Origin of the sequence: Prosthecobacter fusiformis (genome assembly GCF_004364345.1) — a bacterium.
Taxonomy (GTDB): domain Bacteria; phylum Verrucomicrobiota; class Verrucomicrobiia; order Verrucomicrobiales; family Verrucomicrobiaceae; genus Prosthecobacter; species Prosthecobacter fusiformis.
This window is the reverse complement of the sequence record NZ_SOCA01000008.1, coordinates 37,096-60,548: the sequence shown is the minus strand read 5'-3', so window position 1 is coordinate 60,548 and position 23,453 is coordinate 37,096. Positions and strand designations below refer to the sequence as shown.

Annotated in this window: 15 protein-coding genes; 9 read left to right on the top strand and 6 right to left on the bottom strand. The window is 57.6% G+C overall.

The features are described from left to right. Nucleotides 1-27 precede the first annotated feature (27 nt). Both EI77_RS17505 and EI77_RS17500 read right to left on the bottom strand, forming a co-directional pair. Nucleotides 28-657: a c-type cytochrome gene (locus tag EI77_RS17505; RefSeq protein ID WP_133796595.1), complete on the bottom strand. Its 630-nt coding sequence runs from the start codon at nt 655-657 to the stop codon at nt 28-30. 81 nt (nt 658-738) lie between these two features. Beyond that, a complete protein-coding gene (locus EI77_RS17500) occupies nt 739-1,119 on the bottom strand; it encodes a hypothetical protein (protein ID WP_133796594.1) in 381 nt (126 codons plus the stop codon). A 126-nt stretch (nt 1,120-1,245) separates the two neighbouring features. On the opposite strand from EI77_RS17500, the gene EI77_RS17495 reads away from it, so the two are divergent. From EI77_RS17495 to EI77_RS17485, 3 genes are all read left to right on the top strand, one after another. Continuing rightward, complete coding sequence (locus tag EI77_RS17495; protein WP_133796593.1) at nt 1,246-1,863, top strand: Ntn hydrolase family protein; 618 nt, start codon at nt 1,246-1,248, stop codon at nt 1,861-1,863. 22 nt (nt 1,864-1,885) lie between these two features. Continuing rightward, complete coding sequence (locus EI77_RS17490; protein ID WP_133796592.1) at nt 1,886-3,892, top strand: prolyl oligopeptidase family serine peptidase; 2,007 nt, start codon at nt 1,886-1,888, stop codon at nt 3,890-3,892. A gap of 89 nt (nt 3,893-3,981) precedes the next feature. Further along, nucleotides 3,982-4,167 (top strand): hypothetical protein, encoded by a 186-nt coding sequence (locus tag EI77_RS17485; protein ID WP_133796591.1) that lies wholly within the window; start codon nt 3,982-3,984, stop codon nt 4,165-4,167. Nucleotides 4,168-4,187: 20 nt separating this feature from the next. Here the strand turns inward: EI77_RS17485 and EI77_RS17480 are convergent, their stop codons facing one another. Next, nucleotides 4,188-8,138 (bottom strand): beta strand repeat-containing protein, encoded by a 3,951-nt coding sequence (locus EI77_RS17480; protein WP_133796590.1) that lies wholly within the window; start codon nt 8,136-8,138, stop codon nt 4,188-4,190. A gap of 129 nt (nt 8,139-8,267) precedes the next feature. Next, a complete protein-coding gene (locus tag EI77_RS17475) occupies nt 8,268-11,783 on the bottom strand; it encodes a DEAD/DEAH box helicase (protein ID WP_133796589.1) in 3,516 nt (1,171 codons plus the stop codon). Nucleotides 11,784-11,983: 200 nt separating this feature from the next. Here EI77_RS17475 and EI77_RS17470 point away from each other — a divergent pair, with 200 nt between their 5' ends. Then, entirely contained in the window at nt 11,984-12,844 is an 861-nt protein-coding gene (locus EI77_RS17470; RefSeq protein ID WP_166647333.1) for an AraC family transcriptional regulator, read from the top strand. Nucleotides 12,845-12,869: 25 nt separating this feature from the next. On the opposite strand, the gene EI77_RS17465 is transcribed toward EI77_RS17470, so the two are convergent. Together EI77_RS17465 and EI77_RS17460 are read right to left on the bottom strand one after the other, a co-directional pair. Further along, complete coding sequence (locus EI77_RS17465) at nt 12,870-13,412, bottom strand: DJ-1 family glyoxalase III (protein ID WP_133796587.1); 543 nt, start codon at nt 13,410-13,412, stop codon at nt 12,870-12,872. Nucleotides 13,413-13,450: 38 nt separating this feature from the next. Continuing rightward, nucleotides 13,451-14,308: a M48 family metallopeptidase gene (locus tag EI77_RS17460; protein ID WP_133796586.1), complete on the bottom strand. Its 858-nt coding sequence runs from the start codon at nt 14,306-14,308 to the stop codon at nt 13,451-13,453. A 207-nt stretch (nt 14,309-14,515) separates the two neighbouring features. Between EI77_RS17460 and EI77_RS17455 the strand changes: the two genes are divergently transcribed. The 5 genes from EI77_RS17455 (at nt 14,516) to dinB (ending at nt 23,451) form a co-directional block, all read left to right on the top strand. Continuing rightward, nucleotides 14,516-18,736 carry an MBG domain-containing protein gene (locus EI77_RS17455; protein WP_133796585.1) on the top strand — a complete coding sequence of 1,407 codons (4,221 nt, stop codon included), beginning with the start codon at nt 14,516-14,518 and terminating at the stop codon, nt 18,734-18,736. Between the two features lie 142 nt (nt 18,737-18,878). Further along, nucleotides 18,879-19,745 carry an alpha/beta hydrolase gene (locus EI77_RS17450; RefSeq protein ID WP_133796584.1) on the top strand — a complete coding sequence of 289 codons (867 nt, stop codon included), beginning with the start codon at nt 18,879-18,881 and terminating at the stop codon, nt 19,743-19,745. A gap of 40 nt (nt 19,746-19,785) precedes the next feature. Continuing rightward, a complete protein-coding gene (locus EI77_RS17445; RefSeq protein WP_166647332.1) occupies nt 19,786-20,664 on the top strand; it encodes an SMP-30/gluconolactonase/LRE family protein in 879 nt (292 codons plus the stop codon). A 194-nt stretch (nt 20,665-20,858) separates the two neighbouring features. Continuing rightward, nucleotides 20,859-22,289: a neutral/alkaline non-lysosomal ceramidase N-terminal domain-containing protein gene (locus tag EI77_RS17440; RefSeq protein ID WP_133796746.1), complete on the top strand. Its 1,431-nt coding sequence runs from the start codon at nt 20,859-20,861 to the stop codon at nt 22,287-22,289. Between the two features lie 76 nt (nt 22,290-22,365). After that, nucleotides 22,366-23,451 (top strand): DNA polymerase IV, encoded by a 1,086-nt coding sequence (gene dinB, locus EI77_RS17435; RefSeq protein ID WP_133796582.1) that lies wholly within the window; start codon nt 22,366-22,368, stop codon nt 23,449-23,451. Nucleotides 23,452-23,453: the final 2 nt, after the last annotated feature.

Here is a 23,453-nt window from a genome sequence, read left to right as displayed (position 1 = left end):
TATGCCGCACCCTGCGCCCCAGGCTGATCACGGCGGATTTAAAGTCAGGATGTAACTCACGACGTTTTTCATCACCTGTTCATCCTCGACGAATAGCGTGGTCATCATCACCATCTTGGCACCCTTTTCATCCCCCTTGGCATTGCCCCGGTGCAGGCTTTTGAATTTCTTGAGCTGGGCCAGCAAATACCAGCCCTGCCTGCCAACGAGGGGCGGGCTGCCGAAGAGTTGCTCACCGCTGGCGTTGTAGCGATGGCATTCCATGCAGCGTTCGTAGAAGAGTTCGCCTCCAGCTTTGACATCGGCCCCGGCGAGGATGCGCTCCTGCGGTACGACAAGAGTCAGCGACTGGACGTGGCTGGCGACGGCGGTGATCTGATCCGGATTCAGGGTTTTGGCGATGGCGGCCATCAAGGCACCCTGAGGGTCTGCCTGTGCATCGCTGCCTCTTTTGCCTTCGTGGAAATTGGTGAGCTGACGCTCGACATACCAGTGGGGCAGATTGGCGATGGAGGGTGTTTTAAGGACCTCATTCCCCTCGCCTTGAGGGCCGTGGCATTGGGCGCAAACAGTTTTGAAAAGTGCTGCTCCGTCCTCTTGAGCGTGACTGCTGGTGGCCAGCAGGCAGAGGCTGAAAAGGAGGATGAAGCGGGGCATGGAAAACAAACGTCCGCGATGGAAAAGTCTCACGGAGTTCTTTGTCAGCGCAAGATCCGCGCAGGGTATGGCAGGTCTGGTTTATGGATCAATCGGGGCGTCAGTCTGCCCGGAAAGTAAACGGGAAAGGGCTCGCAAGAAGGATGCGAAGCAGATAAGGAAAACCACGGCGGCAATGGGCGTGAGGAACAGGGAGATTCGCCGGGTCATCCATTGCATGGCCAGATAACTGCCGGGAATACTCATGCCCACGGCGGAGAAGATGAGGAGATAAAAAGCGCGCTCGCGAATTTCCTTCCTGCGCTTACGCAAGGCCTGGGTGATCATGGAAGTGGCGAGTTCTCCGGCGATGCCATGTTTTTCCTCCAGCCAATCTGCCACTTCGTCTTCGGCAGTATCCCAATGGATTTTGGAGTTTACCTGGTCCTGAATGGACTGGAGTTTGGCTTCCGGGATGTTCATAGCGGGCTTATTGATGACCGAGGTAGCAGATTTCTCGGAGGTAAGGTTTCTGTCAACCTCTGCGCAAGATCCATTCCGTGATGGCTCTTGCGCGGAAATCAGGACCTGCCACACTCCCGGCCCATCATGTCCACCATCGTCGTCGCCCAAAAGAACGGAGTCGCCTGCATCGGCGCAGATACCATGAGCTGTCTGGGCTCGCTGCGCCAGAAGGCTCATCACATCGTCAACAAGAGCAAGATCATCCAGCTCGGGGATACCTATGTGGGGCTGACGGGCACCTCCACCAGCCTAGTGGTGATGAACAGCTACTTTGCTAATCCGGAGCGGCCGCGTGACTTCTCATCCACGGACATGATTTTTGAGACCTTCCGCCATGCGCATCATTGGATGAAGGCGGAGTACTTCATGTCCACGATGGCGGACAAGGGGGAGGAGTATGAGACGACGCAGTTCTATGGTTTGATTGCGAATCCTCATGGTATCTTCGCCCTATACTCTTACCGCAGTGCCCAGCAATTTAATAAATTCTGGGCGGCGGGTTCAGGGCGGGACTTTGCGCTGGGGGCTATGCATACGGCCTATGATGACTGTGAGAGCGCGGTGGATATCGTCAAAGCAGGGCTTCAAGCCTCAGCCGAGTTTGACAGTGCCACAGGTGCTCCTTTTGAAATCCATAGCTGCGATCTCATCGTGCCAGCGAAAGCCACAAAACCTGCCAAAAAGACCCGTCGTAAAGCGTAGCCCTCTCCCGTTTTCCCCAACCATGAAATACCTCCCTCTTTTACTCATTCCCGCATTGGCCCTGGCCGATGGACCGAAGGACAATCTGGCAGACGATGTGCGGCCTGTGCCGCCTTTGGGTGTCGAGGTGCCTGCGGCGGATGCAGATGCACTGAAGCAAGGCCTGAAAGAACTGCGCAGCGCCATTGATGCCGCAGCCAAAGCGCAGGCGAAGAATCCGAAGCTGGCGGATCTGCTGCCGGATGTGGAGATCTTTTATAAATCCGTGGACTGGGCGCTGAAGTATCAGGAAGTGCATAAACTGACGGAGCTAAAGACAGCCCAGGAAGCGCTGGCGGAAGGCAAACTGCGTGCGGGGCAACTGAAGGAGGGCAAGACCCCCTGGACGACACAAAAGGGCCTGGTGGTGCGGGCTTATCGCTCCAAGATCGACGGTTCCATCCAGCCTTATGGCCTGGTGATTCCAGAAAGCTACAGCGGTGCAGCCACGCGGCTGGATGTGTGGTGCCATGGCCGCAGCGAGATGCTGAGTGAGCTGGCCTTTGTGGATCAGCGGCGCAAGCAAAGCGGGCTGGCGACTCCTGCCAATGCCATCGTCCTGCATCTCTATGGCCGCTACTGCTGCGCCAACAAATTTGCCGGTGAAATCGACCTTCTTGAGGCCTTGGCGCACTCCAAGAAATTCTACAACCTGGATGAGGACCGCATGGTCATTCGCGGCTTCAGCATGGGAGGCGCGGCCGTCTGGCAGTTCGCCGTGAACTATTCAGACAAATGGTGTGCAGCCAGCCCAGGTGCGGGATTTGCCGAGACACCTGAGTTCCTGAAGGTCTTCCAAACCGAAGATGTCAGCGCCATCCCCGAGTATGAAAAGACTCTCTGGCATTGGTATAACGCAACGGACAGCGCACTGAATCTCTTCAACACGCCGACCATTGCCTACAGTGGCGAGATCGATAAGCAGAAGCAGGCCGCCGACATCATGGAGAAATACCTGAAGGCGGAGAACATCGAGATGATCCACATCATTGGGCCGCAGACGGCGCACAAGATGCATCCGGATTCGCTGATCGAGATTGAGCGCCGCCTGGCTGACATCACAGCGGTGGGCCGTGACCGAACCCCGGAGGAGATTCATTTCACCACGTGGTTCCTGCGGTATAACAAAATGCACTGGATCAGCGTGGATGGTCTGGGCGAGAGCTGGAAAAAGGCCCGCGTGCATGCGAAGATCACGGGTGAAAAAGAGGTGACCCTCAAGACGGAAAACGTCACGGCGCTGACCCTGGACATGCCAGCGGGCCATTGCCCGTTCAGCGTGCTGGATGTGCCGGTGGTGAAGATTGATGGCAAGGAACTGAGTGTGGCCAAGCCGAAATCCGACCGCTCATGGCAGGTGCATTTGCGCCAGGTGAAGGGCGCTTGGACCCAGGTGGCGAGCGCGCAGGAAGAGGGCCAACTGGCCAAGCATCATGGTCTTTCCGGGCCGATTGACGATGCCTTCATGGACAGCTTCATGAATGTGACCCCGACAGGCAAGGCGATGAATGACAAGGTAGGCGCATGGTCGAAGGCGGAGATGGAGCGCGCGGCCTTCGAATGGCGTCGCCAGTTCCGTGGAGATGCCTTGTCCAAGGCTGACAAGGACATCAGCGATGCGGACATCGCCGCGAACAATCTGGTGCTTTGGGGCGATCCACAGAGCAATGCGGTGATGGCGAAAGTCATTGCGAAACTGCCCATCGAATGGACGAAGGACAAGCTGGTGGCCAATGGCAAGACCTATGATGTGAATACCCACGCGCCCGTGCTGGTGTATCCCAATCCGCTGAACCCAAAGCGCTATGTGGTCATCAACAGCAGCTTCACCTACCGTGAATACGATTACTTGAACAACGCCCGCCAGGTGGCCAAGCTGCCAGACTGGGCCATCGTGGACCTGACACAGCCGAAGACCACGCGTGCTCCGGGCGGCATCGCCGATGCAGGTTTCTTTGGTGAAGCCTGGGAATGGAAAAAGGCGAAGTAAGTAGATTACCTTTTTGCATTGATGCACGCCTCCTTGTGGAGAGACAAACCTCCGGGTGGTCTTTTGGCAGGGAGGCGTTAATTTTTAGTATGAACACGGCACTCAAAGCAAAGTATGCCAACCATCCTCTTGCCCAGATGATTCTGAAGGAGGGGCTGGCGATCCAGGACCGGTTTTCTCCAGAGCCGGTTTATGCCAAGACTGGAAAAGGATCTCTCAAGAGTGCCGGGGTTGAGGAAATCCAAGAGGCCAAACGGCGGGCGAAGTTGAAGTAGCGCCGGACGGAATTGCGACCTTATCGACGGCGGCGATGGATTAGGATGGTTAGGCCGAAGAGGAGGAAGAGGACGCGGGAGGGTTCCGGGATGACGACGTAAATGATGCCGTGTTGCAGGAACTGGTCGGTGGCGAAATACCAGTTGGTATTGAGGGCAGCGTTGGCTTCGGAGAGGTCGAGATCGGCCAGGGTCCAGGGGGCATTGCCGTTAGCACCATCGCCATCAAGAACGAGGCTGGCCCAGTCGAAGAGATTGAAGACATCCCCTTCCTGGGCGACGTAGGAATCCGACACGGTCACTTTGATGGTGCTGCCTGCATTGAGGGCGAGTGCACCATTGACCTGGATGCTGTCATAGAGACCGCCGGAACTTGCCAGGGAGAGTTCAGCAAAGGTATTATTGGCGAGATTACTGCTGGTGCCTCCGAGCTCGAGAAGGGCACGAACAGTAGGCGTGCCGCCGGTGAGAGTGACGTTATTGAGGGTCAGCTCACCCAGGCCATCACCCGCATTGGCGATGAGGCCGCTGGAATCACCGGGGCTGAGATAACTGCTACCGGTGAGGATGAGCTGTCCATTGACGGTGCCACGGCCCGAGAGGACCTGGTTATTGAGGGTATAGTCCCCACTGGTACGTGCGGAGATGCTGAAGGTGGCTCCTTGATCCACCTGAATCCAGGGAGTGCCCGTCAGATTCCCCCGGCCAGAGAGGGCCAGGGTGCCGCCCTGGATGGTGGTTTTGCCGGTGTAAGTGCTGACACTGGCCATGGTGGAGTTGTAGGTGTTGGTCAATGTCAGGGTGCCAACACCGTCCTTGATGAGGGCCAGGTTGCCGGTGATTTTGCCGGCATAGGTGTGGTTGAGGGGCTGGTCGATGGTGAGTGTCGATTCAAAGGATTCGGTTTCGGTATTCTGCCTGGAATTGGTGATGGAGAGGTTGTCCACTAGGCTGACAACATCATGACGCAAGCCGGCGACGGTCAGGTCGTATCCGTAAAGATCCACGGCTACGGTTTCCGTGACGATATTGTTGGTCAAGAGGGAAAGGACGGTGGAGGAGGACAAGGCGTTGTCGATGCCAAGTTGGAGAGTGCCCCGGATCATCTCGGTATAACCCGTGTAGGTATTGACGTTGGTGAAGATGACGGTTCCATTCTGGGCACTGATGTTGAGTTTGGTGCCAGCGCCGTTTTGGATGATGCCGCTAATAGTCAGGATGCCGCCAGTGCCGGTGCCGATGCGAGCCGCATTGTTGGCGAGGATGATATTGCCTGCCCATTCAGCACCGCCACCCTGGACCTGAAGGTTTCCTTGATTGTTGCCATTCCCGTTGATGGTGAGGGTTTCACCAGTGATTCTAATGCCGGGTGTCAGACGCAGGATGCCATTGGTGGCGACCACGGTGCCTCCACTCGTGGAGCCAAGTGCCTGATTATTCGACACCACAAGGATGCCGGTCTGTACGATGGTTTCTCCTGTATAAGTATTGGCACCCGTCAGGGTCAGAGTGCCTGAAACGGTGGTGGCCTGGGTGCCGGCGGGATAGGTGGTTTTTTTGATGAGAGGGCCTGACCCGGTGATGATTCCATCATAAGTCATGTTGTAAGTGCCTGCCAAAGTGCCAGTATCGATGGTGCCGCCGTTTTCCAGCAGGGTGATGCCACGCAGGGCATTCAGGTTGAAGCTTGTGGTCATTTGGAGGATGCCTCCATTGAAGGTGAGATTGTCTGCATCCACGGCGCTGGGTACGGCCCCGAGGGCCGAATCTGCACCGATGATGACGGTGCCGCCGTTAATGACTATGCCACCGCTGTAGGTGCTGCCATTGGCGAGGTTCAGGCTGCCGGGGCCGTTCTTGACGACGCTGATGGCACCGCTGCCATTGTTCACAATGGTGGCATTGACGGTGGTGTTTTGAGTGGAGGCAAAGTCGTTAAAAACTAGGCGACCAGGGGTATCCGTGCCGGTGCCGCCAGCGGTGAGTTTACCACTGGAACTGCCGATGGTGAGGTTGCCCGCACCCTGAGCCAGACGGATGATGCCATCCACGCCAAGGCGCAGAGTCTGGCCGGTGCCAATGTTAATGGTGGCTGCTTCTGTCGCCGTCTTCAGGAGGGTATTGATATCGGTGGTGCCGGTGGCGACCGCGAGATTGATGTTACCGGTTTGGCCACCATCAATGATTTTGATATTGGCGGTGGCATCGTTGGGGATGGGACCGACGGCACCTGCTCCGGCGCTATGGACGGTGACTAAGTCGTAGTCGTCATAAGCGACGATGTTGCCATTGGCATTCACGGTGGCGAACTCAGTGCCATTGACTGTGGCCCAGGTGCCAAGGATACCGCTGGCATCGTTGCTGCTGGTGGTGCGAATGCCGTTGGTGACTGTTTGGGTGCCTGTAGGCAAAAGGAAATTAAAGGTGCCTCCTGCCTGAGCTGTAATGGTTCCCAAATTGAGCAGAAGGTCCTGGGCGGTGGCATTCGTGATGAGAGAAATCGTGGACTGACCAGCGGCGACTGTGAGCCCGTTGACGGTCTGTGAATTGGCTGTGGTGCTCCCTCCGGTGAGGGTGAGGGTACCGCCGCTCATGACCAGGCTGGTACCGCTGCCGAGGATGTTGGCTGCGGGTGCACCCGTGCCACTAAAGTCCAGATTCAAGGTGCCTGCGGCGACGGTGGTTGTCCCTGTATAGGTGCTGGCCCCCGTCAGGATCTGGGTGCCCGTACCGGTCTTAAGTAACGACAATGTTCCTGCGCCGGTGCCATTGGCGAGCACGCCGCTGAAGGTATTGGTGGCGCTGCCACTGATGGTGAGGGTGGCAGACGTGGCACTGATGTTCTGCACGGTGACAGAACCCAAAGTGCCTGAGGTGGAAAGGCCGCTGACGGCGACGGAGAATCCGTTCAACACGACGGATTTGGGCTCGGCGCTGTTGGTGAAGGAAAGGAGATTGGGGTTGGCCGAGTTCAATGCGCCTGTGCTGCCGATCCGCAGAGTGCCCCGGGTCAGGTTAACGCCGCCGGTGAAGGTGTTGTTCCCGCTCAGCACGATAGTGGCACCTGTTGTTGCACCGTCAGTAATGCTTGACGTGTTAATGCTGAGGGTACGACTACCGCCGGATTCTCCAATATCCCCGGCGATGGTACCAGTGATGGTGTTATTGTTGACGGAGATGCCGGTATTCGCAGTCAGGGTGATATCGCTGTCCAGTGTATAAACGCGGTCAAAACGAATAGCTCCGCGATTGCCGATGCCGGTTCCTGCCAGGGAGAGTGCGGTATTCAAGACCCCTGTCGAGTATCCCAGAACCAAAGTATTACCCGACTGAACATCAATGGAACTGAGGGTATTGACGGAATTCACGTTGCCGATGTTGAGGAAGCTGCCGCCACCGCCGCTGGTCAGGGTCAAGGTTCCAGTCCAAGTATTGTTCCCGCTTAAAGTCGTATAAGAAGTGCCTCCACCAGACTTGGTGAATGAGATATCGTTCCCGGACAATGAAGAACTGATGGTCAGACGGCCTGCTGTACTTGTGCTCGTGGTATTGTCATCGACCTGAATCACAGCCCCATCCGTGAGGGCGATAGTGCCACCGGTGAGGCGGTAAGAATAGGTGCCTGCAATCCGGGCAAACCGGAGGCCACCTGCATTGACGGTGCCGCTGACGGTGACGGTGGAGGTCGCTTCATCGGTCCCAACAACGGTATTGTTACCGAAAATGGCGATGTTATTGGCTGCGTTATCCCACTGGACGTTATCAGAGCCATCCCACCAGTTGTAGTTGGTGGTGTTCCAGGTGCCGCCACCATCAATGACGTTGGTCGTGTCGCCATTGGCATCCCAGGTGAGGGACTGGGCGGAAAGGTTTCCTGCGAAGAGCAGGCAAAGTAGCGCCCCGAAGGTGCTGCACAGATGGATCCGGTGCATGGCTAGGCCATGGGCCGATTTAAAGGCATTTGTTTTCATGGGGGGCAGACCAATATAGCCAGCCTAGCCCCGTTTTCAGCATAAAAATACACAGACGCATCAGGATAAGGGAATATCTGATCCCCTTTTCCCAATGCGTTCCGGCAAAATGCAATCCTATGAGACCACTCAGTCTTCGGCGTTCATAGCTTCCTCAGCTTCCAGTCCGAAGAGGAATTCGAAGTCGGATTTCTCCAGGGTGCTGGAGAAGCCGCCTTCGCCCAGGATATTGGCGGACATGAGGGTTTTTTTCTGCTGAAGCAGCATGATTTTTTCCTCGATCGTGCCTTTGGTGATCATCCGGTAGGCCATGACGGGCTGCGTCTGGCCGATACGGTGGGCTCGGTCAATTGCCTGGGCTTCCACTGCGGGATTCCACCAGGGGTCATAAAGGATTACGTAGCTGGCGGCGGTGAGGTTCAGACCGCTGCCGCCGGCTTTCAGGGACAGGAGGAACACGCATGGGTCGGCATCTTCCTGGAAGCTTTGGACGACTTCGGAGCGGTTATTCGTACTGCCGGTGAGCCAGTAATGCGGGATCTTCATCGTATCCAGGCGGTCACGGATGATGCTGAGCATGGTGACGAACTGGCTGAAGAGGAGGACCTTGTGGCCTTCGGCATGGAGGCCTTCGATGAGCTCCAGGGTGGCGGTGAGCTTGGCGCTGTCATCGTCCCCGGCGGTTTTATCCACCAAGGCAGGATGGCAGCAGATCTGGCGCAGGCGGGTGAGGGCCTGGAGGATGGCGAAGCGCTTGCGGGTGAGGACTTCAAAGCCGGAGGCGGTGAGCACCATGTGCTGGGCCTTGGCCAGTTCTTCACGATACAGGCGCTCCTGGGTGCCGCTCATTTCGCAGAGCATGGCTTCCTCACTGCGGGCTGGCAGATCCTTGGCCACCTGGGATTTGGTGCGGCGGAGAAGGAAGGGCTTCAGGCGGGCGGAGAGGCGCTCGCTGGCCTTGGCATCTTTACGGCGGTCAAAATGACGGTGGAAATAATTGCGGTCACCGAGCGCACCGGGGGCGGCAAAGGTCATCAGACTCCAGAGGTCTAACAAACGATTCTCCACCGGTGTGCCGCTGAGGACGAGGCGGCTTTCCGCCTTGAGCATGCGCGCTGCCTTGGCGGCCTTGCTGTCCGGGTTTTTGATGTGCTGCCCTTCATCCAGGATGACGGCCAGCCATTTGACGGATTCCAGCAGCTCGATGCAGCCACGGAGCTGGGCGTAGTTCATGACCATCACGTGATAGTCTTTGTAGAGGATTTCCAGATCCAGCTCCTCTTTGTCACGCAGGACCTGCACTTTCAAGCCGGGAGCCGCTTTGGCAAATTCAGTGGCCCACACGTCGAGGACGGATTTGGGACAGACGACGAGGCAGGGCCATGCGTTGCGATAGCGGGCGCGCAACCAGAGGATCCAGGTGATGCTCTGGATGGTTTTACCCAGACCCATGTCATCCGCCAGGATGCCGCCAAATTTGTTTAAACTAAGGTAGGAGAGGAAGTGGAAGCCTTCCTCCTGATAAGGCCGCAGGGTGACGCCGAGGCCTTCCGGGACGGCGGGTTTTTCATCCAGCTTTGCCTGCTCCATGCGCTGGGTCAGGTTCTGCCAGGCACGGGGATTGATGATCTCTTTGGCCCCCTGGCCGGTGAGCTGGCGCCAGTGCAGGCGGTGGGCTTCATTGCTGAATTCATCCATGTCCAGGCCTAGCTGGTCCATCATTTCCTGCTGCTCTTCACTCAGCTCCAGCTTGACGCGGCGCCAGGTGCCATCGGCAAGCTGCACAAACCCGCCTTTGGCGGAGATGAGGCGGCGGATATCGGCAGCTTTGAGGTCTGCTCCTTCGACTTCGAAGACCATCTTGAGATCGAACCAGTCGATGTTCGCTGTTTGAGAAGCCTCAATGCGGACGCGGGCGATGAGTGGATCTGCCAGGATGGACTGGAGGCGTTCATCGGCGGTGAGGCTCATGCCTTCGGGGAGACCTTTGGCCCAGGTGTTGAACTGGTCTGGAAAGGTCTTGGTCAGGCGGACGCGGAAGCCTTCATACTCCGGGTCATAAACCGGGCGCATTTCCTGGAGGGTGGCCTCAGCGGTGGCTAGGGCGCTGCGGTCACGGCAGATGATGCTGTGGTCATCATCCTCCGGGCGTGCGTTTTCCGTGGGCTGCCAGCCGCCATAGCGGAGGACCTCGCGGATGGTGCCATCTGGAGTGGCGGCTTCCACCTGAAAGACGGCGTGCTCAGTGCTGGTGGCATGGGAGCGGGCCACACATCCGGCGCGGATCTGCACATGCAGGGGCTCATGGCGGATGCGCCCGGCGATGTCCGCAGGCAGGGGTAGGCCCAGTTTATCCAGAAAGGCGATGCCGTCCTGGGTGGCCAGGGCATTCAAAGGAATGGCGGTAGGAGCTTCCAGGCGTGTTTCTTCAGGAAACCAAAGCGGGCCTGGGAAAACAGAATCCGACGACAGGAACAGGGTCTCTGCGCCATGCATGACGCGGAGAGGCAGCGGAGCGGGAGCGCCATCCGCCTGGATGAGGGTGAGATTGAGCTGGCCGGTTTCAGTGTTTTCTTCACTGGACCAGGTCAGCGGCTCGCTGACGCGGCGGAAGGGCATTTCATCCAGGGTCAGCAGGCGGGCCTGGAGGGCGGGCTGTTGGAACAAGGTGCCCAGCCAGCGGCTATGAGTCTCCAGGTCAAAACGGCAAACGTCTCCCGGATTGGCCCCGGTCTGGCTGATGCAGGCGAGGAGGAGGAGCTCCGCCGAGGCGGGGAGGTTCAGGGCACCGCGTTCGTATTCATTTTCCAGGTTGGCCAGCTCGCTGCCAGCCACATTGCGGAAGGCGGCGTCATCGCTGGAGCGGATTTGCAGACGGGCTTCCGAAGGGGTGATGATGAGCCTGAAATCACAGCTACGGCGGCCCTTCGGCGGGGCATCATTGAGGCTGCGCAGGAGATCTCGAATACGCTCACGCCAGAGGGGCAGGGTGCGCTCCTGACGCCAGACGCTGAGGCGGGCACGCACGGCATCAATGTCCACGCTGCCGCGGAGGAAGGAGGGGGCGGGCAGGCTGCGCTCATGCAGGGCCAGGGCCACGTATTCCCAGAATTCCTTGAGATTCACCGGAGGCTCGGGCCAGAGGGCCAGGGGATCCACGCTCTGGATGCTCCAGCGCGGATGCAGGCGGACCATGTCCTGATCATAAATATGACCGCTCTGGCGGACGCGCTGGAAACGTTTTTCCAGCTTGCTGAGGTAGCCTTCCTCCTCCGGGGTGAGCTGGCGGGCGAGGCGGCGCTCCAGGCCAAGCTGGAAGGTTTCTTCCGGTGGTAGGGAAGGAGTGGTGGCACTGCCCTGAGTCTGCCGGGCGAAGCGGCGCTGGGAGGCGACCAGAGTGGCGCACAGGGCCAGAAAATGGAGCGGTTCCTCGTCACAATCGCTTTCTGCCTGCCAGGCATCGTTTTCCAAAGCCCAGCGGACGTTTACCCGCCGGTCATCCAGGACGACTTCGGCAAGGACTTCATCTTCGACAATGTCGAGGCCGCGGATGGCATCATCATCGGCAAGTCTTTCTGCCTCCTGGCGGAGACGTGGATCGAAGGACTGGAGGAGGCTGGGGAGGGATGTAGCAAAGTCAGGCATGAGCACAAAGCCCCACGGCGGAGAGACCGGGGGAACTGGTTGCCTTAGCACACTGATTCGGGGAGCGCCAGAGATGTCTTGGAGATGTCGTGAGTGTCACACGCAATTTTTTTGATCTGGGGAGGAAGGAGGAGGTCGATCTCAAAAAAAACCATGCCCCCGTCAATATTTGCGCGGCCCTCATGTTGTATTATACTGCTATGAACGTACCGCCTCCAGAGACTTTGTTTCTCAAGAACTTATATGCCACCCCGGCGGACTGGCAGCGGGACTTGTTTTATTCCGTGGTCAGGGCAGGGCACTTGAAGGCGAGTGTGGAGCATCGCATCCAGCGGGAGACCTATCCTGGGCATGAGTTGATCCTCTGCCTCAGCGGGCAGGGGTGGGTGCAGGTGGCCGGGCGGCGGCATGAGGTGGGGCCACAAGATCTTGTGTGGGTGAACTGCCATCATCCTCATGCGTATGGGGCTATTTCAAAAGATCCCTGGGAGGTGTATTGGGTGCGGGTGGAGGGGCGGTCGCTGGACCGTTTGGCGCAGCTTTTGGAGGTGCGCTCCATGCCTGTGATGGGGGGATTTGACGCCACGGGAGCAGCGGTGGAATTTGAACGCAGTTTTGATTATCTGGATGGCAATCGACCCTGCGATGCGGCGAATGTGAATGCGGCCATCGCGGCTATCATTGCCAAGGCTTTTGATGCGCGTTTGTCGGATCCTGACCTCATTCGTCCAGATTTGCCCATGCCAGTGCAGAAGGCGCTGGAGAAAATGCGGCTTTATTTTCACCAGCCGATCCGGGTGGTGGAACTAGCGCAATTGGCAGGAATGAGCGAGAGCCATTTCAGCCGCCAGTTTAAATCCGCCATCGGCACCAGCCCGATCGACTGGTTGCGCAGGGAACGCATCAATCAGGCGAAGCGCCGCCTCATCGAATCTGATGATCCAGTGAAGGAAATCGCACGTCAGGTGGGTTACGCGGACCAGTTTTTCTTCAGCAAGGATTTCAAGCGGATGACGAAGCTGACACCGACTCAATTTCGAGATCAGGAAAAACCGGCGTGAAGGATTGACGGACGGGCTTGGAGGATCAGGCCATGATGGCCCGGGCGACTTTGGCGGCTTCTTCTGGAGTGGTGAGCTGGGCGACTAGGGCAAGACCAAAAGCGAGTGCAGTGCCTGCGCCACGGGAAGTGATGATGAGGCCATCCGTCACGACCTCCTGGGCGGGGTCCGCCTCTGTCAGCTCCTCATAGGTGGAATCATGCGCCGTGTATTTTTTACCGGTCAGTAGACCTGCATCATGCAGCACCAGGGGCGCAGCGCAGATGGCGGCCACAGTTTTGCCAGCGCTGATGAATGATTGGGCTAAAGCGGCTGCGCGTCCGTCTTCACGGAGGGCTTTGACGGCGGGGCCTCCTGGGATAAAAAGGAGGTCGAAGGTGGTCGGGTCCACGCTGGCGAAATGGGAGTCTGCTTTGATGAGGATGCCACTGCGGCCAACGACCTGGATGCTTTCGCGCATAGAGGCCATCACGACCTCCACCCCGGCGCGGCGCAGGAGGTCCACGGGCGTAATGGCTTCGATCTCTTCAAAGTGATCGGTTAGCAGGCAGAGTACACGTTTGGGCATGGTGCGGCAGGTCGATGATGAAGAAGCTCTCGATATGCTCAGCCTTTTTTCCGGTATTCGGCGATGAGTTGGCGAATACGCTCGGCGCGGTTTTCTGGCGCGGGATGGGTGCTCATGAATTCAGGCTGGCCGCTGCCTTTGGAGGCGCTGGCCAGGATGTCCATGACGCCGATCATGGCTTCGGGATCGTATCCGGCATCAATGAGGAAGCGGATGCCGAGGGCGTCGGACTCCAGTTCATCATCGCGGCCATATTTCATCACACGCATGTTGGCCACCATGTTGGCGATTTGATGACCGGCGCTGCTTTGGCCATCGGAAAGGAGAACGCCTGCACCCTGGGCCAGTCCTTGCCAGAGCTTGGTCGTGGCCATTTGTTCATTGGAATGACGGCCCACCACATGGCCGATCTCGTGTCCGAGGACACCTGCGAGTTGGTCCTCATTTTTAAAGAGGCGATAGAGAGCCTCCGTGATGAAGATCTGTCCGCCCGGAAGGGCGAAGGCATTGATGGTCTGGGTATCGGCGAGCAGGTGAAATTCAAAGCGATAAGGTGTCTGCCGAGCGAGGGTACTCTGCACCAGCTTGGCACCCACGCGGTCCACCTGGGCCTGCGCTTTCGCATCGCGTGACTGGCCACCCATCTCGCGGATCATCATGGGTGCGGACTGCAAGCCAAGGGCGATTTCTTCTTCCGGCGTGGCAAAGGCTAGGCGCTGCGTGCGACCGGTGAATTCATTCTCATACTCCGTGGTGCCCAAGTAATGATAAGCGAGCGTGCCGCCAATGATGAGCAGGGCCATGATGACGCGCGGATGGCAGCCAATGCCACGCCGTTGTTCGCCATCAAAGGAGGGTGAGATGCTTGCTAGGAGCCGCTGAAAAATGTTTCTCATGCAAATAGCATAGGCGAATCTTTTTATATGTCACCAAAGGTAGTGTGATTTTGTCATTTTATTGCAGAATGCTCGGTTTATACTCTAAGTCAGAGGTAAGGTTACAGTTAGTTTACAGATGATGTTAAATAAGTAGTTAGACTGTAAGTTGCATCCGAAAAAAACGTTGCTATAGAGACCAAGTTACACACCCCAACTTTCTCAACTATGGCAACTTCTCGTGCTCGGCACTCTACCTTCCTGCTGATATTCACTTTAGTCTTTGGAATGCTGGCAAATTGCCAGATCCAGGCGGCACCAACGGTGAATGACAATCCAGAAAGTACGTCCGTGGAATATGGATCTGATGTGACTTTTACAGGAGGGGGAACGGGAGCAGGGACACTCTATTACCAATGGTTTTACGGAACGACGATGGTGGAGAATGGCAATGGTATTGAGGGGGCGACCTCTCCTACGTTGACAATTTCTGACGTGACCTTTAGCCGTGCAGGACCTTACAAGCTGCGTATCACGGAGGATAACGAAAGCGTGATGACCACCGAGGCGATTTTGACCGTGGAAAAAAGGCCTGGGGGACTGTCGAAGGACAGGCCTCAGCCCACTTTTAACGGCGGAAACGATGAGGTGAGCGCGATCCACATGTATCCTGATGGGTCTTATTTGGTGGGCGGCGGATTCACCGAGGTGCGTGTCGATGGCGGAACGCCACAGCCGCGTGGACGGCTGGCACGCTTCTTGGCCGACGGAACTCTTGATCCTAATTTCACCCCTAGTTTTAACAATAATGTCAGAGCCATTGCGGTAAACGCGGCTGGCCAGATTTTTGTGGGTGGAGACTTTACAAGTGTGACCATTGGCGGAGTGACCACGCAGTTGGGACGGGTAGCTCGTTTCACTTCATCCGGGGTTTTGGATACGACGTTTAACACGGCCACGACAGGGCCACAATTGGGGTCTGTGAATGCTCTAGCACCTCTTGGGAATGGAAGTGTATATGTTGGTGGAGATTTTGAAAATGTCGGTGGGGTCACTACAGCAGATGTGCGTGCCGTTGTGAGGCTGGGTAATACGGGTGTCCGGGACACGGGCTTTAAATCCAAAATCAATGACAACGGTGAAGTCTTCGCCTTGATGTTGAGAGGAACCAAACTTTTGATTGGTGCTAGCAATAACGCATGGGGCACATTCGGGGCGGGAGTTGGCGTTTTTCTGGTGTCTTCAAATGGTAACCTTGATCCGGCCTTTGCTTCTGCGGGTCTCGGGAAATCCGGTCTGCATTTCAATGAATTGAAAGATGGGAGCATCTTTGCAGGTCAGAATGCTCCTGGCGTGTATGGGCAGCGATACCATGCTACCAATGGGACGCAGCTAGGCTTCACCCCGAATCCGGGGCAGCTCGTTTATGCTTCGGTCCAGCAAGAAGATGGAAAACTGATTATTGGGGGTTTGTTCAACACCAGTTTTGGGACTTTTCTAGGTTTTACCAACCATCTTTACCGTGCTGCGGTGGATGGCACGGTGGACTCTTCATTCAACATCGGCACAGGCTTCAACAACTCGGTCAAAGCGTTGGCTATAGACGCGCAAGGTCGCATTTATGCCGGGGGTGCTTTCACCACTTACAATGGGCAGCCGAGGAACCGGTTTGTCATTCTAGGAGGTGGAGCGTTTGAATCCAAGAACGGACTGCTGCCACCACAAACGATCACGTTTGCAGAACCGGCGGACCGGACGTTTAACCCGGCGGCGAATACTTTTACTTTCACGGCGACTTCCAGTTCAGGACTGCCGGTAACGGTGGAAGTGGCGGATGGGGATCCTGCGATAATCTCCGGCAATAAGGTGACGATCACCGGGGCGGGAGAGGTGACGCTGACGGCGACGCAGGCGGGGAATGATGACTTCGCGGCGGCGACGCCGGTGGTGCATACCTTCACGGTGGCGAAGACTCCCCAGACGATCACCTTTGCGACGATTGGTGACCAGTCGATGTACCGTGTGCCGTTTACGGTGAGTGCGACTTCAAGCTCAGGGCGGCCGGTGACGATCACGAAGCAGTCTGGTCCGGCAACTTTGGATGGGAATACGCTGACTCTGGATGGCACGGTGGGCGAAGTGACCCTGGTGGCGAGCCTGGCGGGGGACGATAACTATGCGGCGGCTGTGGATGTGGTGCAGAGCTTTGAAGCCCTGGACATCCCGCCTGTCCCGGAACCCCAGAGCATCACCTTTGCAGCACTGGCGGATCGCCTAGTGGCGGATGGTGACTTCACCCTGACGGCGACGGCTTCTTCCGGTCTGCCGGTGGAATTTGAACTGCTATCTGGTCCTGTGACTCTGGAAGGTGCGACGGTGACTCCGAAGGGGGCCAGCGGCGCGGTGACGATCCGTGCGAAGCAGGCGGGGAATAACCTCTGGGCAGCGGCAGCACCTGTGACGCAGAGCTTTTTCATGAGCGGGAATACTCCGGTGGTGAAGACTGCCCAGACCATCACTTGGGTGGCACCCGCCAGTGTCTATCTGGATGATGAAACGTTGGAGCTGACAGGCTATTGCAATTCTGGCCTGCCACTGACTTATACTGTGACAGACGGGCCAGGGACGATGACTGGGCCGACGACCCTGCGTCTGGATGCTGTGGGGACGGTGAAAATCACGGCCAGCCAAGCTGGTACGGCTGCCTACCTGCCCGCGAAAAGTGTGGCCAAGACAATCAAAATCCTGGTCAGCCCCGCTGCCCTGACGATGACAAATCTGGTGCAGACCTATGATGGGACACCGCGTGTGGTGGGCTATACAGGCGTGGATGAAGAGACGGAAGTGACGATCACTTATGCAGGCAGCCCAAATCCGCCGGTCAAGGCCGGTAAGTATGCCATCGTGGCGACTGCCGGTACGGTGCGGAAGACCGGAAGCCTGACAGTCAACAAGGCCCCGCTTTTCGTGAAAGCGGACGACCAGCGCAAGCTGGTGGGATCGGTCAATCCTGAGCTGACACTGTCGTACAGTGGCTTTATGCCGGGGGATTCAAAAGACACCATCTTTGCTGATCCGCAGGCCAGCCCTGCCGTGAAGGCACCGACGGTGACGACGACGGCCAAGGAGGCCAGCCCCGGCGGACTTTACCCCATCAAAGCGGCCGGAGCGGTGGCCGTGAACTATGCCTTCGTCTATGTGCCCGGGACGCTGACGGTGGATGGATTTGGCGGTCAATATGAGGCTCTTTTGACGGGCAGTGACACACTGCCCTGCGCCAAGCTGGAGATGACGGTGGTCAATACGAGCAAGACCTTCAGCGGCAAGGTGACGATGGCGCGGGAGCTGGCGGCTTTGTCCTTTAAAGGCGATCTGACCATTGATCCTGATGATGAAGAAGTGACTGGCTCATCGGTGTTCAAGAAAGGGACGACCGAATACAGACTGAACTTTACGCTGCGCCTGGAAGGCGTGTTTGAGGCAAACTTGGTCGTTATGGACGGCCTGGTGGAAGTGCCTCTCGGCTCGACGACAACCGGGAAGGAACTGCTGGTGCTGCTCAAGGGGCAGACGCTTTCCCATGTGGGGGCGCATACCTTGGTGCTGGATCCTGGGGAGGAGATCAATGTCTCTGCGGATGTCCTGCCTGGCGGCTATGGGCAGGCGACGGTGAGCATTGATGCGAAAGGGCTGATGAAAATCGCCGGGATGCTGGCGGATGGCACGGTGCTCACGGCCTCGCTGGCGGCTGACTATGATGCCGGGTATCGCCTGTTCTTGATTCCCTATAAGCGGGTGGACAGTTTTGTGGCCGGGCAGATCTCACTGGAAGATCATCCGACGCTCTCCGGGCGCAAATACGTGGACTATGATTCTGAGGCCAAGTTCGTCTGGAAAAAAGAGCCAGGTGGCAATGACAAGTCTTATCCCCTGGGTTTCGGTCCTTTGAACTCACAGTTTACCCTGGATCCGTGGCTGCCTCCGGTGGCTGCCTCCAGAAATGTAACGGCCATTCCTCTTTCCCAACGGTTGGGACTGGGTGTGGATGCCAAGATCGAGGTGGAGCACAGTAATTTTGATACAGACGGCTTCGCTACGCTGCCGACGGAGGTTCAGCTGCAAACGACGAACAAAGTCCTGGTGACGCTGCCAGCATTGGTGCCTGCAAATCCGACGAAGTGGGCGGTGACGTTCACTCCGGCCACGGGTGCTTTTAAAGGTAGCTTCTCTGTGTCTGATGTGGTGCCTGCGCCGACGACTGCCAATGCGAGTGCGACGAAGGTGGTGAAGCGCACGGTGCCCTTCACTGGGGTGCTGCGTCAGCCGCCGGTCACGGATACGGATGGGGTCATCGGTGCCGGGAATTTCCAACTGCCACCGCTGCCTGCGGATGCGGCTAATAAGATCCGGGGTGGCGAGATCCTGTTTAAGCTGCCGCAAGGTGGGTAAGGGCTCAAGTTTGCGTGCAGATGCGGGTGCAGATTCACCCGCATCTGTGGCAGTGAATGCGTGAGCCATGAATGAACGCGCCACCAGAATGGCCAAGTGTTTTGCAACATGAGGCATCGGGTGGCGTTTGTTCACGCTCTGTATGAAGTTTTCCGCTGCCTGTTTTTTTCTCGCCCTTTCTTTCGGACTCCACGCTGCCCCGCAGGATGATCAATACGTGCTGGGGCCAGATTCCCAAGTGCAGGCCGGGGTGCCCCAGGGAAAGGTGACGCAGATGCCCGCCTGGACGGAATCCAAGATCTTTCCTGGTACCACGCGTGACTGGTGGATCTATGTGCCAGCCCAATACACCAAGGAGAAGCCTGCGGCGGTGATGGTGTTTTGTGACGGAGCGGGCTTTGTCAAACCAGACGGCCAGTTCCGTGCACCGGTGGTGTTTGACAACCTGATCGCCAAAGGGGAGATGCCAGTGACCATCGGCATTTTCATCCAGCCGGGGAACTTTGCGAACCAGGACCCGAAGGTTAAGCCGCGTAGCAATCGCAGCTATGAGTATGATTCCCTGGGTGATTTGTATGCCCGCTTTCTGCTGGAAGAAATCCTGCCCGCCGTGGCGAAGGATTATACTCTGACGACGAATCCGGATGAGCGTGCGATTTGTGGAAACAGCAGCGGTGGCATCTGTGCATTTACCGTGGCCTGGGAGCGGCCGGATGAATTTCGCAAGGTGGTGAGCCACATCGGTTCCTTTACCAACATCCGTGGCGGTCATGTGTATCCAGCGCTGATCCGCAAGAGTGACAAGAAGCCTCTGAAGGTCTTCCTGCAAGATGGCAAGAATGATCTGGATAACCAGTTTGGTAACTGGCCCCTGGCCAACCAAGACATGGCTGCGGCGCTGAAATTCGCCGGATACGATTTCCAGTTTGTCCTGGGGGAAGGCACTCACAATGGCAAGCACGGGGCGTCCATGCTGCCGGATACGTTGCGCTGGCTGTGGAAGAAATAAGCAGCCTTGTCATTACACCATTCATTTTGTTAGACCGACCATGAAACACCTCGCCTTTTTATCCCTCGCCTTTCTGCCGCTGTTGTCTGATGCGCAGGATACCTCCCTGCACGAATACCTCAGCGATGACCAGCCGTGGAAGGAGGCGGTGAGCGGCTATACCTTTACCGACGGGCTGTGCACGGATGCGGCAGGCCACTTGTACTTCACCGATGTGAAGGCCGGGAAGGGGATCTACAAACTGGATGCTGAAACGGGGAAGACGGATCTTTTTCTGGATAACCTGCCTGGGATCAGCGGTCTGCAAATAGGGCCAGATGGTCGCTTTTACGCCTGCCATAACCGTGAGCAGCGAGTCATCGCCATCACGATGAAAGGGGAAGTGGAAGTGCTTCTCACGGGTGTGAAGTGCAATGACCTAGTGGTGAGCAAGAAGGGGAATGTTTATTTCACTGAGACACCGACGCAACGCATCCACCTGATCACGGCGGACAAGAAGCACATCATTGCCGATGAGGGTCACGTGGCCAAGCCGAACGGCATCACCATCTCCCCGGATGAAGCCACACTGGCGGTCTCCGAAAGCGGCGGCAAGCATGTGTGGACCTGGCGTATCGAGGAGGATGGCACGCTTTCCAGCGGGGCTCCCTTCATGACGATGTGGCTGGCCACAGGCAAGGAAACGGCCTCTGGGGATGGAGCCACCACGGAGTCCAAAGGACGGTATTTTGTGACCACGGAGCTGGGCATCCAGATCTTTGATCCGGCGGGTCGCCTAGCTGGCATCATCGCCAAACCGGTGATGGATGGCAAGGTGGTGAGCACGGAGTTTGCCGGCAAGGACCATGACATTCTTTATGTGGCCGCCGGGGATAAGATTTTCAGCCGCAAGCTGAAGGTGAGTGGTTATTTCCGGTAGGACGAGACGGGCTGTTGGTGGGGGTGTTTAGGGGGTGAGGTCTGGGGCTTCGGCGCCGGGTGTTGGCTGGTGATTGACTGGGGCTTCGGCGCTGCATCTGCACAGGGGACTGAGCGGGCTACTTTGCTCACGAAGGTATCGTGTTTGGTCACAATGGGACGAAGGATGGGATGAAAAAAAGGCGTATTCCATGGATGCGCCAACTCGTCTTCTGGATCGCCCTTAGCCTCGCCTGTGTTTCTGCACAGGAGCCTTCGAAAAAGTTTCTCGCAGGAGCGGCGACGAGCAACATCACGCCGCCCATCGGCATGCCGGTGGTGGGCGGGTTCAGCCCTTCTGCCTCCACGCATGTGCATGATGAATTGCATGCGCGCTGCCTGGTGCTGGACAATGGGGAGAAGCGGGTGGCGATCGTGGTGTGTGACCTGCTGGGGGCTGCGCGGCAGATGTATGATGAAGCGGCGCGGCTGGTGGAGGCACAAACGGGTATCCCACGTGAGCGGCTGCTGATGTCCGCCACGCATACGCATTCCGCCTCCAGTGCGCTGAGTGAAAACCGTTACTCGCTGGATGAGCCGCTAAGTGAATACCAGACCTTTGTGGCACGCCGCATCGCGGACGGGGTGACGCGGGCGGTGAATAACCTGGTGCCTGCGCGCATCGGCTGGGGTGTGGGGGAGGAGCCGGATCAGGTGTTTAATCGCCGCTGGTTTATGAAGGAGGGAACGGTGCCGCCGAATCCCTTTGGCGGGATTGACAAAGTGAAGATGAATCCGCCACGGGGTGCCAATCTGGTAAAGCCTGCGGGGCCAACGGATCCGGAGGTGAGCATCATCTCCCTCCAGACGTTGGATGGAAAACCGCTGGCGGTGCTGGCGAATTATTCCCTGCACTATGTGGGGGGCGTGGGGTCGAATCACATCTCCTCGGACTATTACGGGGTGTTTTGTGACCGATTGCAACAGTTGTTAGGCGCGGACCGGCAGGACCCGCCATTCGTGGCGATGATGAGCAACGGCACGAGCGGGAACATCAACAACAACGATTACTCCAAAACGCCGGCAAAGTCTGGCGGTCCCTATAGCAAGATCCGTGAGGTGGCGGATGATGTGGCGCAGGCGACGGTGGCGGCCATGAAGGGCATCACGTATCAGGACTGGGTGCCGCTGGATGCCCGCTTTAGCGAGCTGAAACTGGAAGCCCGCAAGCCCACGCCTGAGCTGGTCACCTGGGCTCAGGGAGTGCTGGACAAACCACGTCTCATTGGCGGGAAGACCTCCGTGCTGGAGATCGCCTATGCGGAGCGGACACTGAAGCTGAAGGATGCACCGCCGCAGATTGACCTGCCGTTACAGACATTGCGAATCGGTGCGGTGGGTATCTGTGCGATACCTTGTGAAACCTTTGTGGAGACCGGGCTGGAGCTGAAACAGAAGAGTCCTTTTAAGCCGACTTTTACTCATAGCATCGCCAGTGGATATTATGGATACCTGCCGACGCCGGAGCATCATGAACTGGGTGGGTATGAGACGTGGCTGGGCACCAACCGGCTGGAGGTGCAGGCCAGTGTGAAGATCACGGCGCGCCTGCTGGAAATGCTGGGAAGCATGAAGGCGGCGGAGTGATGCCAAGCAGGTGAGGTTCTCCGGGTCAGGGGTTGACGAGGAGGCGCGGCATGGCCATCTGGAGCGTATTACGGATATGGGTACGCCACGGGTCATTCTGCACATGGATATGGATGCATTTTACGCATCCGTGGAGCAGCGTGATGAGCCGTCTTACCGGGGCAGGCCGGTGATTGTCGGGTCGCCACCGGACAAGCGTGGCGTGGTCTGTGCGGCGAGCTATGAGGCCCGGAAATTTAAGGTGCGCTCGGCGATGCCCTCCCGCACGGCGGCCAAGCTGTGTCCAGAGGGGATTTTTGTGAGGCCGCGCATGGACGTTTACCGGGCGGAGTCCGCACGCATCATGACGATTCTTCATGAGTTCACGCCGCTGATCGAGCAAGTATCCGTGGATGAGGCGTATCTGGATGTGAGTGCATTGGTCGCGGAAAAGACAGAGCTGGATGAGGCGATCGAAGCTGCGCGGCCCATGGCGGCGGCCATTAAAAAACGCATCCGGGAGGAATGCGGCCTAACAGCAAGTGTGGGTATAAGCTCCAATAAGTTTCTGGCCAAGCTGGCCAGTGATTTCCAAAAGCCGGATGGCCTGACCGTCATCCTGGACCGTGACAAGCTGGCCTTCTTGAGACCTCTGCCGGTAGGCACAGTCCATGGTGTGGGGCCTGTGACGGCACGGGGGCTGGAGGCGATGGGACTGATGACGGTGGGCGATCTACAGGATACGAAGATGTCCCTGGAATCCGTGGCGGGCTCCTTTGCCTGGAAGCTGAAGGAACGGGCCATGGGCATTGATGATCGGCCAGTGGATCTGAGTGATGAGCGCAAGAGCATCAGTGCGGAGAATACCTTTCTGAAGGACACGGATCACCGGCCTGAGCTGCGATCCGCATTGAAAGAGATGGCGCAGGATGTCTCGCAAACGCTGGACAAGCACGGAGTGGGGGCGCTGACGGTGCAGGTGAAAGTACGCTACAGTGACTTCACCACCCTGACGCGGCAGTTGCGCCTGGATGATCCGGTGACCACGGCGGCGGAGATCTACCGGGTGGCGTGTTTTTTACTGGCGCGGCATCAGTTGGTGACCGGGCCGCTGCGTTTGTTAGGCATCGGCCTTTCCACTCTGGTGCCGCCCACGCAGCAGCAGCTTCGGCTGCCGATTTGATG